General features: G+C 61.8%; 14 protein-coding genes. 3 read left to right on the plus strand and 11 right to left on the minus strand.

All coding sequences use genetic code 11. The features are described from left to right. Window positions 1-19: 19 nt before the first annotated feature. The 4 genes from KIH45_RS06560 to KIH45_RS06575 are packed head-to-tail and all read right to left on the minus strand — an operon-like array spanning window position 20 to window position 3,447. The gene (locus KIH45_RS06560; protein ID WP_225899699.1) at window positions 20-541 is read right to left on the minus strand and encodes an aromatic-ring-hydroxylating dioxygenase subunit beta; all 522 of its coding nucleotides are present in this window, start codon (window positions 539-541) and stop codon (window positions 20-22) included. Next, entirely contained in the window at window positions 538-1,803 is a 1,266-nt protein-coding gene (locus KIH45_RS06565; RefSeq protein ID WP_225899700.1) for an aromatic ring-hydroxylating oxygenase subunit alpha, read from the minus strand. Before KIH45_RS06565 ends, KIH45_RS06560 begins: the two co-directional genes overlap by 4 nt. 4 nt (window positions 1,804-1,807) lie before the next feature. Beyond that, window positions 1,808-2,323, minus strand: a complete 516-nt coding sequence (locus KIH45_RS06570; RefSeq protein ID WP_213175193.1) for a nuclear transport factor 2 family protein — start codon at window positions 2,321-2,323, stop codon at window positions 1,808-1,810. Then, on the minus strand, window positions 2,323-3,447 hold the full coding sequence (locus KIH45_RS06575; protein WP_213175194.1) for an amidase: 1,125 nt from the start codon (window positions 3,445-3,447) through the stop codon (window positions 2,323-2,325). Before KIH45_RS06575 ends, KIH45_RS06570 begins: the two co-directional genes overlap by 1 nt. Window positions 3,448-3,530: 83 nt before the next feature. Between KIH45_RS06575 and KIH45_RS06580 the strand changes: the two genes are divergently transcribed. Both KIH45_RS06580 and KIH45_RS06585 read left to right on the plus strand, forming a co-directional pair. After that, entirely contained in the window at window positions 3,531-3,968 is a 438-nt protein-coding gene (locus tag KIH45_RS06580; protein ID WP_213175195.1) for a MarR family winged helix-turn-helix transcriptional regulator, read from the plus strand. A 28-nt stretch (window positions 3,969-3,996) separates the two neighbouring features. Further along, window positions 3,997-4,770: a 2-keto-4-pentenoate hydratase gene (locus tag KIH45_RS06585; protein ID WP_213175196.1), complete on the plus strand. Its 774-nt coding sequence runs from the start codon at window positions 3,997-3,999 to the stop codon at window positions 4,768-4,770. Here the strand turns inward: KIH45_RS06585 and KIH45_RS06590 are convergent. Genes KIH45_RS06590 through KIH45_RS06605 form a run of 4 tightly spaced genes read right to left on the minus strand, consistent with a single transcriptional unit; the run spans window position 4,757 to window position 7,549 of the window. Continuing rightward, window positions 4,757-5,257, minus strand: coding sequence for a flavin reductase family protein (locus KIH45_RS06590; protein WP_213175197.1), 501 nt, complete (start codon window positions 5,255-5,257; stop codon window positions 4,757-4,759). The two genes, KIH45_RS06585 and KIH45_RS06590, sit on opposite strands and share 14 nt — an antisense overlap. Next, entirely contained in the window at window positions 5,254-6,009 is a 756-nt protein-coding gene (locus tag KIH45_RS06595) for an SDR family NAD(P)-dependent oxidoreductase (RefSeq protein WP_213175198.1), read from the minus strand. Before KIH45_RS06595 ends, KIH45_RS06590 begins: the two co-directional genes overlap by 4 nt. Next, window positions 6,006-6,368: a hypothetical protein gene (locus tag KIH45_RS06600; protein ID WP_213175199.1), complete on the minus strand. Its 363-nt coding sequence runs from the start codon at window positions 6,366-6,368 to the stop codon at window positions 6,006-6,008. Before KIH45_RS06600 ends, KIH45_RS06595 begins: the two co-directional genes overlap by 4 nt. Before the next feature lie 20 nt (window positions 6,369-6,388). Further along, entirely contained in the window at window positions 6,389-7,549 is a 1,161-nt protein-coding gene (locus tag KIH45_RS06605) for an acyl-CoA dehydrogenase family protein (RefSeq protein WP_225899701.1), read from the minus strand. 206 nt (window positions 7,550-7,755) lie between these two features. On the opposite strand from KIH45_RS06605, the gene KIH45_RS06610 reads away from it, so the two are divergent. After that, complete coding sequence (locus KIH45_RS06610) at window positions 7,756-8,226, plus strand: MarR family winged helix-turn-helix transcriptional regulator (protein ID WP_213175200.1); 471 nt, start codon at window positions 7,756-7,758, stop codon at window positions 8,224-8,226. 24 nt (window positions 8,227-8,250) lie between these two features. On the opposite strand, the gene KIH45_RS06615 is transcribed toward KIH45_RS06610, so the two are convergent. Genes KIH45_RS06615 through KIH45_RS06625 form a run of 3 tightly spaced genes read right to left on the minus strand, consistent with a single transcriptional unit; the run spans window position 8,251 to window position 12,613 of the window. Continuing rightward, window positions 8,251-9,804: a GMC family oxidoreductase gene (locus KIH45_RS06615; RefSeq protein WP_213175201.1), complete on the minus strand. Its 1,554-nt coding sequence runs from the start codon at window positions 9,802-9,804 to the stop codon at window positions 8,251-8,253. Beyond that, on the minus strand, window positions 9,801-10,325 hold the full coding sequence (locus tag KIH45_RS06620; RefSeq protein WP_213175202.1) for a hypothetical protein: 525 nt from the start codon (window positions 10,323-10,325) through the stop codon (window positions 9,801-9,803). Before KIH45_RS06620 ends, KIH45_RS06615 begins: the two co-directional genes overlap by 4 nt. Further along, entirely contained in the window at window positions 10,325-12,613 is a 2,289-nt protein-coding gene (locus KIH45_RS06625) for a TonB-dependent receptor (protein WP_213175203.1), read from the minus strand. The genes KIH45_RS06620 and KIH45_RS06625 overlap by 1 nt, the downstream gene beginning before the upstream one ends. Between the last annotated feature and the right edge of the window lie 136 nt (window positions 12,614-12,749).

Raw genomic sequence — 12,749 nt, forward strand, 5'->3', positions numbered from 1 at the left:
ACCCCGGCCAGCCAAGGCATCAGAAAAGGTAGCCGACGCCCCAAAGCGGCTCGTCGGAATTCAACAGCGTCACGACTTTTCCGTCCATGGCGATGCCACCTTCTGTCCGGACGAGGCGATAGACGACATCCGCACCGACAACGCGGGTCCGTTCGAACTTGAATTCGACCAGCATCTGCGCACAGCGCACGATCGTCACTCCGTCTTCGCCCGGTTCGACAACGAAGCGCGAAGTCGTGCGCACGGTACGCGCAGACGGTGCCGACGACATCGAAAAGCCGCTCTTGAGCCGCTTCACGCGCGCGGCACGCATGCCTGCATCGTCGTACGCGATGTTGAGCGCGCTGGCATAATCCGTTTCATCGCGCTCGATCGGGATCACATAGATGCCCTTCTCGGTCCAAAGGTCCAGCCATGCCTTGTAGTCCTGCTGGTCCAGCATCTCGGCCTCGCGCCAGATGAAGGCACAGGCATCGGCAAGCGGGATCACGTCGTGAGGTTCGGTCATCTTGGGTTCGCGGGTCTGTTCAAGCGTGCTCATGCCGACATCATCCTTTTCCACATCTGGTAGGCTGCGCGCATACCGGTCTCGGCGCTGACGTCGGTGACTGCTTCGCCAGCGGGGTGATCGACCAGCGGCTCCTTGCCGCGGTTCACCATGATCCACAGGTCGTCGCCAGAGGCGGCACCGCGCTGCACACGCTCCCACCCTTCGGCGTCATCGGGCGAGCCGAAGCCCATCGGTCCCTGGAAATGTTCGTGAAGACGCATGCGCATGCGGTTCCCCGCCTCGGGGCCGCCATCCATGCCGATCGCGACGTGGCGAATTTCGGTCTCGTCCACCGAAACCGGACGCAGGACGCGGAAGAACGCCATCGAACAGGCGACATTGGGGAACAGGTTGAGGTTGAACCCGCCACCGCCAACAGCGCGCACGATGCGGCGAACTTCCAGGTCTTCGTAACCTTCGTCGCGAAGTTCCTGCGCCAGTTCGGCAAACCGTTCGGGGATCGGCGCATCGAGGTTTTCTTCCAGGTCGACGAGATCGGGGATCATGACCATCAGGCTATGCCCGTTGCCCAGATCTTCAACCCAGCCGCCCTGCCCCAGCACGTCGAAGACATTCTCGGTTTCCGCATCGAGCGAGTCGAGGAAGGTCTTGTGAACGATGGGGAAGTGATAGGCGTCGGTCGTGTTTTCGAGCTGGATCTTCCAGTTGCCGCCAAACCGGAACTGGTGTTCGCCCAGCACTTTGACCGGGTACCCTGCGCCCTGCTTCATGAACAGGTCGATCCACTTCTTCGCGCCGCCCAGGAAATCTTCCAGTGGCTCGATATCGTCCTTGAACGTGGCGAAGATCATGCCGTTGTATTGCTCGGTCCGAAGGGAGACGAGCGGGAACTGCGACTTGTCGAGATCCTCGCCATAGACCGAAGAGTGCGGAACAGCGCGAAGCTTGCCGTCGAGGCCATAGCTCCACCCGTGATAAGGGCACACGAAGACCGAAGTCTTGCCCTTCATCTTTTCGCAAACGGTCGCCGCGCGGTGGCGACAACGGTTCAGCAGGACATGAATTTCATCGTCCTTGGTGCGGGTGACTATAACCGGCTGCTGGCCGACCCACGACTTCTTGAAGCTGCCCTTCTGCGGCACTTCGCTGACATGGCCGACCCAAACCCAGGTATTCTTGAAGATGCGATCCATCTCTTCATCGAAGATGGCCGGATCCTTGTACAGGGCAGTATGGACGCGATCGTCCTGAACGAGGTCGGCAAAGCCGCCCCCGGTTGCTGGCATATCCATGGGTCTAATCTCCTGTCGGTTCGTCTGGCACCGGAACGGGTGCGGGATCGTCCCACCGGTCGACCGGTCGGCTGAAAAGGTTTTCGGTTTCGAAGCGGCTGATGCGCCAGGCCCCGTCCTCAAGGTCGAAGCCCACGCGCAACCGGGCAGAACGCAGGTCGCTGCGGCCATCGGCATAAGTCGACGTCTGCAGCATCATCCACTGACCTTGCGCGGCACTGCCATCGACACGGATCGTTTCGGAGCACAGAAAGTGCGCGTTCATCGCGAAATGGGCGGGCGGCCCCCGGTACTTGCCCAGCATGGCCACGATCGCGTCGCGCCCTTTGTGCCCACCGAAAGCGCCGCTGTAGCGGGCACCAACGCCCGTCCAGACGGCATCGCGCGTGAACAGGGCTCCCAGTTCATCCATCGGCGTGTCGCTGTTCAGCTCGTCACAAAGCTCCATGTACCGGGCCATAACCGTCCGGATTTCGGACTCGGCCTCGAACCGGGCGAGCCGTTCTTCGACGGTCGCCATCACAGCGCCTCCGCCATGATGCGGCCAACTGCGCAAAGCCGCGGTTCGGCATTCATGGCCCCGACCAACTGGATCGACGCCGGCAGCCCCTTTGCCGTCAGCGTCGGCATGGCCAGTGCCGGATGGCCCGATACATTGAAGGGGCGAACAAGTTGGGTCAGCCGAAGCGCGGCCTTGGCATCGCCTGCGTCGGACACGAGTATCGGGACACTTGGCATCGTCGGCAGCGCCAAGGCATCGAATTCCTCCAGCGCGCCGTCGACTTCTGCCGTGAACCGGGCGCGGACCTCTTCTGCGCGAGCGACCTGTTCAGAGGTCACTTTCATGCCCGCGGCGATACGTGCATCGATATCGGGCCCCAGCAGGCCTGACCCGACGAGGTCACCGAAAAGTGCCGCCATTTCCGCGGCCATGATGGTGATGCCTGCTTCGTGCGCCGCGAACAGGGAAGGCAATTCGCAAGCCCGCACAGCGACCGCTGCACGCGAGAGCACACCGTCCACGGCGGCATCGATGTCGGCGTCGGCCGGCGCGGAAACGCGGCCCACGACCGGCGTCTTGCCCATATCCTCGGTCACATAGTCCGGTAGGATCGCCTGCAACGCCAATTCGATCGTCGCCATGTCCGGCGCGAAAGGACCGATGCAGTCGAGCGAACTCTCGCTGGGAATGGCGCCCTGACGGGAAATGGCTCCGAATGTCGGTTTCAGACCAAAGATCCCGCAGCACGCAGCAGGCATCCGGATCGATCCACCAGTGTCGGTGCCGATCGCAAAATCCGCGATCCCGAGTGCGACTGCGGCCGCACTCCCGCTGGACGAACCGCCGACGATCCGGTCGGGAAACTTCGGGTTCAACGGGGTGCCGGTATAGGCGTTGATCCCGGTAACCCCGTAAGCGAGCTCGTGCATATTGGCCTTGCCGACGATCCGGCATCCAGCCGCGACAAGGGCATCGACCACGGCCGCGTTCGCCTTTGCAGGGGCACAATCCGCCATTGCCCTGCTGCCGCAGCCGGTGCGCGTACCGGTGATATCCAGACAATCCTTGACGACCACGCGTGGTCCATCCCCTCCAAGGTCGAGGCGCTGGGTGAGGATGTTGGGGTCGAGGGGAGTTGACATGACACTAGAAAAAACACCATTCACGTGAATAGTCAACTATTATGTAGCTTGTCCCGATGAGTATGATCCGCGAATTGTGCGCCATGAAAATCGATCAGACGCCGACCTATGATGCGTGGCCGTTCTACTGGCTGACGCGGGCGCATGGGCGCTATCAGGATGCGCTTTCGTCGGCATTGGCCGATACCGGCCTCGATCCGACATCGTGGCGCATCCTGATGATCCTGAAAGAGCAGGACCGCATGGCCGTCAGCGACATCGCGCAGCAGGCGAACACCAAGCTGTCGACGATGACAAAGGCGGTGCAGCGCATGGAAGCATCCGGACTGGTCAGCCTGCAGCCGAGTGAGCGCGATCGCCGTGTGACAGAAGTGATGCTGACGCAAACCGGCACCGACAGTGTGCCCATTGCCGAGCAGACGGCGCAACATGTCTTCAATCGCGCATTTGCCGGCTTCGACCCTGACAGGCTTCGCTTGCTGAGCGACCTGCTAGGCGACCTTGCCGAAAACCTGCGCTGATAACGGCCCACTCGCAAAGGAAAACGCCGTGTTCGACCCCCGCCCCGCCGCCGAAAGCTTCTGCGCACATCGCAAGGCAGCCACAGGCTTCACCGATTTTCCCGGACAGTTTCCCGAGACGTTGGACGAAGCTTACGCAACTCAGCGCACCGCGATCGAGATCTGGGACCGCCCGATCGCCGGTTGGAAAGTGGGGCGTATCCTGGGACAGCACGAAGAGAAGCATGGCGAAAACCGCTTCCTTGGCCCGATCTTCCACGACAGCGTCTGGCCGGTCGCAGATGGTGCCTCAACACCATTCCCCGCAACGCGCGAGGGCTTTGCCGCGCTGGAGGCGGAACTTGTCGCGATCATCGATGGACCGGCCACCACGGATACAGTGACCCCGCAGCAATGTGCGGACCTGGTTCGGGAATGGCGTTTCGGCATCGAGGTTGCGGGAAGCGCGCTTGCCACGATCGGCGATCTGGGCCCGCTGGCTTCAATCGCTGGCTTTGGCAACAACATGGGGCTGGTGCTTGGCGACCTGCTGAACGGTGCCGCCCCGGACGACGTTCTCTGCACGACCGTGATCGAAGGCCAGCCCTTCGGGCCGAAACCGGCGAGTGCTTTGCCCGGCGGGCCGCTGGCGGCGATCACCTATGCGGTCAACAAGTTGCGGGAACTGGGCCACCCGATCGAGGACGGGACCATGATTTCGACCGGTGCGATTACCGGCGTACATCCCGTCGAGCCCGGCCAAGTCTGCGAAGTCCGCTTCGAACCCGGTCAGACCATCAATTGCGAAGTCACGATTGTGTGATCGAAAGGCGATGAAAGGCGCGTCCGTAGTAGACGAGGGCATCGCCGGAATTCTGGGCAACCAGTTGCTCGACACGGCAGATGAAGATGCCATGCGTGCCAACATCCTGCACCTTGTCGATACGGCATGAAAACGTGACGAGAGCGTCGGCAAGGCCAGGCACGCCATTGTCCATCGCCTGCCACTCGCCCGTCGCGAAACGCTCCTCGCTCGACAGCTTGTTGCTGGCAAATAGCGCGCATAGCGCCTCGTGCCCGCCGCCAAGGACATTGACGGCAAGCAGGCCGTTGTCCTTGGCGATATCGTGCATTCGGGAAGCGTGATTGATGCAGACCAGCAATGTCGCAGGCGCGTCCGTCACGCTGCACACGGCCGACGCGGTAATGCCGTGCCGTCCTGCAGGGCCATCGGTGGTGATGATATTCACCGCCGCGCCCAGTTGCGCCATGGCCGCGCGGAACTGGCCCTGATCGACCTCCTGCGTCATCGCATGTTCAACCCGCCATTGATGTCCCAGATGGCACCGTTGGCGAAATTCGCATCCGCATCAGCAAGGTGGACCGCCGTTCGCGCGACATAGTCCGGGCTGCCCAGCTGCCTGATCGGAATGGCGGCGACCAGTCCTTCCAGCTTGTCGGCAGGAACAAGCTCTCGCACCGAAGGCAGGTCGAGCGGTCCGGGAGCAATCGCATTCACGGTGACGCCAAAAGGCGCAAGATCGCGCGCAAACACCTTGGTCAACGTGATGATGCCGCCTTTGGATGCCGCATAATGCGCACCGGTCGCCGTACCGCCGTTTTGCCCGGCCAAGGACGCCATGTTGACGATCCGCCCCTTGCCCTTTTCCTTGAAATAGCGACCGAACACCTGGCTGCCGACAAACGTGCCGCGCATGTTGACGCCAAGCACGGCATCGAATTCGTCCGGTTCGATATCGAGAACCGGCTTGGCCTTGGTGACCACCGCGTTGTTGACCAGCACATCGACCCGGCCCCATGCCGCGACGATAGCGTCGCGGACTTGTTCGAACTGATCCTGACTACGTACGTCGAGAGCAAAGCCCAACGCGAGGGCACCCGCCGGGTCGAGCGATGACGCCAGTCCCTTGGCGCCTTCACCGTCGATATCGGATACGGCGACGCGGTAACCGGCGTCGAAGAACGCACGGCACAAGGCTTCGCCAAGGCCGCGCGCGCCGCCGGTTACAAGGACGACGCGTTCTTCAACCGGATCGCTCACTCGGGAATGACCAGTTCACGGCCGATCCGGGCCTCGACGCGCATGTAGCGCCAGAGCCGGTATTCACCGACCTCGATCGTGCGGAAGAAATTGCAGGCGGCCTGCACGGTCGCGCGGTCGGGGACATCGGCAAGGATGTAGAACGTCCACGGCCAGCCATTGGGCGATGTCCCCACCATCGTTTCGTCATCGTCCAGAGTGCCCAGAACGGTCACGCCCGGCAGGTCGCGAATGCCTTTCAGCATTTCACCGGTCGCGGTCCAGACCTTGCCGATCTCGTCACCGGGGAGATCGAAAAAGTTCTGCAGTACGGCGCCGCAGAACAGGACGCGCAGCGGCTTGGTAGGGGTATCGGTCACGTGGATGTTCCTTCTTGGATTCAGGGATAGCCGGCGGGCGTATCAAGGTCGAACATGACCCGTCCGGCGCTCTGGAAGGTGCCTTCGGCAAGGAAAGCGTGCTGCGCGACGACAAGGGCATCGTGCAGGAAAGCCGAGAGCGGGTGATCGTTGTAGATGCCCGTCGTGCCGGAAAGGTTGAACGCCATCTGCGCGACGTCACAACCCGCACGGGCAACGTTGCTGGACGCAAGGCGCAGCATCATGGCTTGCTTGTCGCTGGCCGGGTCGCCCGCGCAAAGCGTGGCCCAGGCATCTTCGGTCGCCTCGTAAAAGAACGCGCGGGCGGACCGCAGCTTGGCTTCGGCCTTGGCGACTTCGGTCTGCACGTAGGGCCGATTGGCTAGCGTCGGCGCGCCCGTGATCGAACCGCGCCCGGCGGCCATGGCGACCAGTTCGTCAAGCGCGGCACGGCCGACGCCCACGCCAACAATGGCAAGGACCTGCGCGGCAAAAGCCATCGCGGGATAGCGATAGAGCGGGGAATCGAGGCTTGGCGCGCTGCCACGAACGAAAGTCCAGTCATCGCTGACGACTGCGTCCTTAACCACAATGTCGTGGCTGCCCGTTCCGCGCAGGCCGATGACGTCCCAGTTATCCTCGATCGTGGCGCTGCTCGACGGCATGACCGCCATGCGCGGAAGTCCGCCGCCCTCTTCATCGACCTTGATACCGACACCGATGAGGTCCGCCCCGGTAGAGCCGCTGCCGAAAGGCCAGCGGCCCGAAATCTTGAGCCCGCCTTCACAGCGCTCTGCCTTTTGCGGCGGGAACAGCGCACCGGCGAAGATGACGTCGGGGCCGTCGGCATAAATCTTGGCCAGCGTCGCTTCGGGAAGCGCCGCCAAGTACATGCTGGACACGCCAAAGCTTGCCACCCAACCTACCGAACCATCGGCCGTTGCAAGCGTTTCGACGTATTCGAGGAAGCGGGCAGGCGTCGTTTCCATGCCGCCATAGCGCTTGGCGACAAGCGCGCGGTAAGTGCCAAAACCGCGGAGCCTTTCGACGACGTCGCGCGGCAACCTGCCTAGCGCTGCAAACTCACCGCGACGCTGCCGCATTTCGGCAAGAAAGCTCTCAGGTACCTCGAGGAACTCGGCTTCCTGATCGGGAACGGGCGGCGCGGTCATCGTGTTCATGGGCTTTCCCCTGGTTTCTGGCCAGCAATTCGAGGCGGGATGCTTTTGCGGCCGGTTTTATGGCCTGCGCTACCTCGGCTCGACTCATATTGGTTGCATAATACTATAAATGTCAACTATTGGAATGCAGCGAGCGAGATTGCTCCTTCACAAGGCATGGGATACTCGGACACGTGAAAAGAACGAATCTGCCGAGAGGAAACGCGATGGAGCCAGTCGTTGAGGACAGGCCGGAAGACAGCGGGAAAGATGCCTTCGTCATGGAGGACTGGCCGTTCTACTGGCTTGCCCGCTTTTCGGGGCGGTACAACCAGCAGATGGAAAAGTCGCTGAAGGCCATCGGGCTGGACATCCCGCAATGGCGCGTGCTGATGGCCCTGCGGGACAGTGACAGCCTTGGCGTCGGGGAAATCGCCGACCACGCCATCATCAAGCTGCCGACGATGACCAAGATCGTGAAGCGCATGGAGGCCGAGGGCCTTATCGCCTGCACCCAACGCGAAAGCGATCACCGGGTCACCGACGTCAGCCTGACCCCGCGCGGCATGGAAGCCAGCGAAAAGGCGTGGGACATCGCGCACCGCATCTACGCTCGCGCGTTCGAGGACGTATCCGAAAAGGACATCGCCCGCCTGAACAAGCTGCTGCGCGTGGTCACTCGCAACATCGTGGAGTGACCGCGCGCCCGCGCCGGCATGGCTTCAAAGCCTGCCGGCACGGATTTCACCGTCGATATGTTCTGCCTGGCGCAGGGCAAGCGCAACGATCGTCAGCGTCGGGTTACAGCCACCTGCCGTGGGAAACAGGCTGCCGTCAGAGATGTAGAGATTTTCCACGTCGTGCGTGCGGCCATAAGGGGTGCATACGCTCTGCTTCGGATCGTCACCCATGCGCGCGGTGCCCATGTTGTGCGTTGCCGGGATGTAATCGCCCATCTCGACAATCTGTTCTGCCCCCAGCGCTTCGTAGATGCGCCGCCCGACCTTCCAGGCATATTCCTTCATGGCGATCGTGTTGGGGTGATCTTCGTAGTGGATCACCGGCACGGGCAAACCGTTGTCGTCACGCGCTTCGGGGTGAAGCGTGATGCGGTTCGAAAGCTGTGGCGGATCCTCGCCCGTCAGCAACATGCCGGCCAGTTGGTCGTACTTGTCCAGAACCGATGTCAGGTCACGCCCCCAACCGCCGACCAGCATGTGCTTGGCAAGGATTTCGGGCGTGAACGGCACCGTCGAAATCAGGAACCCGCCTGCAAACCCGCGCGATGGATCGTGCTTGCGTTCGTCGCGCACCACGCCGGCAAGGTGCGTCTGGCGGTGAAAGTTCACCTTGCCCGGCATTACGCCCATGACCTGAATGGTGAAGTGACGCATGTAATTGCGTCCGACCAGACCGCTCGAATTGGCAAGGCCGTCAGGATGCCGCTCGCTCTTGTTGTTGAGGAGGAGGCGCGTAGTCTCGACGACATTGCCTGCCACTGCGACGGCGCGGGCCTTCTGGGTGATCCGCTTGCCGTCCTGAAGGTACGTCACGCCCGAGACACGGTTGTCCTCACCAAGTTCGATCCCGACGACCATCGCCCCGGGACGCAGTTCGAAATTGCCGGTTTCTTCGGCAGCGGGTATTTCGGTGTAGAGCGTCGACCACTTGGCACCGACGGCGCAGCCCGAGGTGCAGAAGCCGAGCTGATGGCATGAAGGACGGTTGTCGCGATCGATCGAATTGATCGCCATGTTGTGCGTGTCGATGTCGGAATAACCGCACTTGCGCGCACCGGCTTCGAGCACCTTGTAGTTGTTGCCCGGCGGAAGGTGCGGATACCCGTGGGTTCCGGTAACCCCCATGCGGATTTCGGCCTTGTCGTAATAGGGCGCGATCTCTTCGGGCGGCATGGGCCAGTCGACAAGCGTCGTGTCGTCCATGTCGCCGTATGTCGTGCGCGCCTGCATCTCGTAAGGTTCGAAACGCGGGCAGGCGCCGGTCCAGTGCATGGTCGTCCCGCCAACCGTCTTGCATCCCCAGACCGGGAAATTGGGATCGGGCTTGCCCGTTGCCATGCGGGGGTCGAGCCAGGTCAGCTTGCCGAACATCTCGGCCTCGTCATTGACGATATCGCCGAAGTCCAGACGAGGCCCTGCCTCGAGGCAGACGACGCTATGACCCTTTTGCGCGAGTTCGTTGGAAAGGACGCCGCCACCTGCGCCGGAACCGATGACGACGAAAACCGAACTGTCGTCGAGCGAATATGTGGTCAATTCACGTCTCCGGTAACGGGAAGCCAGTCGATGTCGTCGAAGCCGCGGTCGATGTATCCGCCGTATTCCAGCGAGGATCCTTCGTACCCGACGAGGTCCCAGACCTTCTTGTCGCGGTAGATCAGTTCCGCCCCGCGCATCAGCAGCGCCTTGAAGAACGGCTCCTGGTCGTACTTCGCCACCATCGAACGCTGGATCGGCCAGGGCAGGTTGGCAAAAGCCGCGATGTGCGACCCGTCAAGCAGGGAGAGGCCCCGCTCAAGCTCTGCCATGCCGGGTGAGCCGTCGATCTCGGACAAGTAATCCTGCGCGACGCGAGCGTAGAACTGCGCATCCAGATCGGCATGCGGGAAAGCGACATGCAACAGCGACGCGGTTGATCGCACTTGCGGCGACATCGCCGCGACACCGGTCTGTGCCGCCAGCGGGGCCGTGGCCACACCGGAAAGGACGGCGCATACCGCCATCCTTCCCATCAGGGCCCGGCGCGACAGGCCCATGCCTGCCACCCCGGCGCGCATCAGAACGAATACCCGATCTTGGCGTAGTACTGACGTCCGCGATCGAACGCCTGCATGTAGAAGCCGAACGAGGGCTGATAGTCGCCGAAGGTACGGAACTTCTTGTCCGCGATGTTGTCGACGCCGACCGTCACGCTCAGCTGTTCGTCCTCGTCCTCCCAACGCAGGTTCGCGTTGAAGACGCTATACCCCGGCTGATAGAGTTCGGGCGTGTTGATGCCGTTCGCGTTGGTGAAGAAACCGGAACGATAGGACCAGTCGACGTGCGGCGTGATCATGCCCGCCGTGCCGAGGTAGAATTCCTTTTCGGCCGAAGCGCTCAACGTCCATTTCGAGACATAGACGAACTCGGAATCGAGGGTCAGGCCCTGAACACCGGCATCCAGTTCCTTGAACTTGGCATCGGTCAGGCCGACCGCACCATTGATGCGCAGCCCGCCACCGGGCGCAATGTTGGTTTCGAGCTCAAGCCCCTGAATGCGCGCCTTGCCCGCATTGGTGATGAAGGGGCCGACACGGGTCGCATCGGCGACAAGCAGCTGCATCTGGTCGTAGTCGGTATAGAAACCGGCACCGTTCAGACGAACCGAATTGCCAAGCGCCATGAGCTTGAAACCGGCTTCGTACGACTTGACCGTTTCCGGCTCGAAGCTCGGCAGCGAGGGTTCGGGCGGGAAGACGCGCTGGGTATAGCCGCCACCCTTGAAGCCTTCGGAATAGGTCGCATAGAGCATGAAGTCGGGCGTCGCTTCCCACGACACGTTGACCATCGGGGTCCACTTTTTCACCCGCGTCTTCGCATCCTCGTAAGGTGCAAGACGCGTACCGGGCGGCATGACGAGGAACGGTTCCAGCGTGTCGATCACGTACTGGTCGGGAAGGTAGGACTTCTTGTCGTCGGTGTAGCGCAGGCCGCCGGTGATGGTCAGGCCGTCGACGACTTCGAAGCCAAGCTGCGCAAAGGCCGCCCAGTTCTCATAATCGTAGTAGCCGCCCGACTGGGCATAGACGACGAGGAAGTCGATCGGGTTGATGTCGCCGCCGCTCTCTTCAAAGTAGTAGAGGCCGGTGACCCAGTTGAGCCTGTCGTCCAGCGCCGTGCCGACGATCTGGAATTCCTGGCTGAACTGCTTTTGCGAAAAGTCGTCGTAGACCTGGTTGATTTCCAGGTTCGAACCATCGCGGTCCTGCGCGAATTCACCGTTGATGCGGCGAAGCGCACTGATCGACTTGAACTCGATATCATCCGTCAGGTCATAGCTGACGGTAAGCGAGGCCGACCAGATTTCGAGGTCCGAGAATGTCTCGAACGTCGAGTAGTTCGTGTCCTCGCTGAACAAGCGCGCGTTGTAGCAGCCGGTATTGGCAAGCTGATCGGCCTGAAGGCAGTAGAACGGGTTGGTCATGCCCGACGTGATCAGGTTCTGCAGCGTGACGAAGCTGCCCATCGCGGTTTCGTCGATACCGGTGATGACGACCGGCGCACCGTGGCTCTTGTCGCGGGTGTAGTCCGCGGCCAGCGTGATATCGATCGGGCTGCCCGAAGGTGCAAAGCGCAAGGCGCCGCGGATCGTCTTGGAATCGCGGTTGCCGAACTTGGTGCCAAGTGCCGGTGCATCGACATAGCCGTCCTGGCTGGTGATCCCGCCGCTGACCTTGGCAAAAAGGCTGTCGGTAAGCGGGCCCGACACCATGCCGCGGGCGACCACCAGATCGTCGGTGCCGTATTTCAGGTCGAACTTGCCGCGCAGCATGTCATCAGGCTGCACCGTCGTGATGTTGATCGCGCCGCCGATCGTGTTGCGGCCAAACAGGGTGCCTTGCGGACCGCGCAGGACTTCAACCGATGCCACGTCGATCAGGTCGAAAACGCCGCCAGCGGTACGGCCAAGGTAGACGCCGTCGATATAGATACCGACGCCAGGCTCAACCGTGGGCGCAAAGTCGTTCTGGCCGATACCGCGAATGTAAACGGCCGCATTCGATGCGATACCGCTGTTCGACGGGATGTTCGCGAATGTCAGGTTCGGGGTGAAGTCCTGGATCCGGTTGACCTGTGTGATGCCCTGCGATTCAAGCCGTTCGGCGCTGAACGCGGTGATCGAGATCGGAGTGGACTGAAGGTCTTCCGTTTGCTTGCGCGCAGTAACGGTGATGACTTCGAGGCCGCTTTCGCTTTCTGGCGCTTCGCTGTCCTGGGCGAAGGCTGGAACGGAGAAACCGGCCATTGCCGACGAAGCTGCTAGGCAGGTCATGATCCGCGTGGACCACGAATTGGACTTCAACATAGATACCCCCTTGAAAACCGTGAGAACGAGGTCCTGCGATTGCGGCGGTCTTTATGCCGTCCTTGGGTATGGATGCTGTCAGCAGCCCGGGAACCCAGCTATCCACATTGCGAAGGGAATGTTCGTGTTGTGTATG

The sequence above is a fragment of the Croceicoccus gelatinilyticus genome, from assembly GCF_018398395.1.
GTDB lineage: Bacteria > Pseudomonadota > Alphaproteobacteria > Sphingomonadales > Sphingomonadaceae > Croceicoccus > Croceicoccus gelatinilyticus.

What these genes read in the sequence shown, in the direction of transcription:
- KIH45_RS06560 (WP_225899699.1), bottom strand. Translation starts at nt 541, where the DNA reads ATGAGCACGCTTGAACAGACCCGCGAACCCAAGATGACCGAACCTCAC.
- KIH45_RS06565 (WP_225899700.1), bottom strand. Translation starts at nt 1,803, where the DNA reads ATGGATATGCCAGCAACCGGGGGCGGCTTTGCCGACCTCGTTCAGGAC.
- KIH45_RS06570 (WP_213175193.1), bottom strand. Translation starts at nt 2,323, where the DNA reads ATGGCGACCGTCGAAGAACGGCTCGCCCGGTTCGAGGCCGAGTCCGAA.
- KIH45_RS06575 (WP_213175194.1), bottom strand. Translation starts at nt 3,447, where the DNA reads ATGTCAACTCCCCTCGACCCCAACATCCTCACCCAGCGCCTCGACCTT.
- KIH45_RS06580 (WP_213175195.1), top strand. Translation starts at nt 3,531, where the DNA reads ATGAAAATCGATCAGACGCCGACCTATGATGCGTGGCCGTTCTACTGG.
- KIH45_RS06590 (WP_213175197.1), bottom strand. Translation starts at nt 5,257, where the DNA reads ATGACGCAGGAGGTCGATCAGGGCCAGTTCCGCGCGGCCATGGCGCAA.
- KIH45_RS06605 (WP_225899701.1), bottom strand. Translation starts at nt 7,549, where the DNA reads ATGAACACGATGACCGCGCCGCCCGTTCCCGATCAGGAAGCCGAGTTC.
- KIH45_RS06610 (WP_213175200.1), top strand. Translation starts at nt 7,756, where the DNA reads ATGGAGCCAGTCGTTGAGGACAGGCCGGAAGACAGCGGGAAAGATGCC.
- KIH45_RS06620 (WP_213175202.1), bottom strand. Translation starts at nt 10,325, where the DNA reads ATGCGCGCCGGGGTGGCAGGCATGGGCCTGTCGCGCCGGGCCCTGATG.
- KIH45_RS06625 (WP_213175203.1), bottom strand. Translation starts at nt 12,613, where the DNA reads ATGTTGAAGTCCAATTCGTGGTCCACGCGGATCATGACCTGCCTAGCA.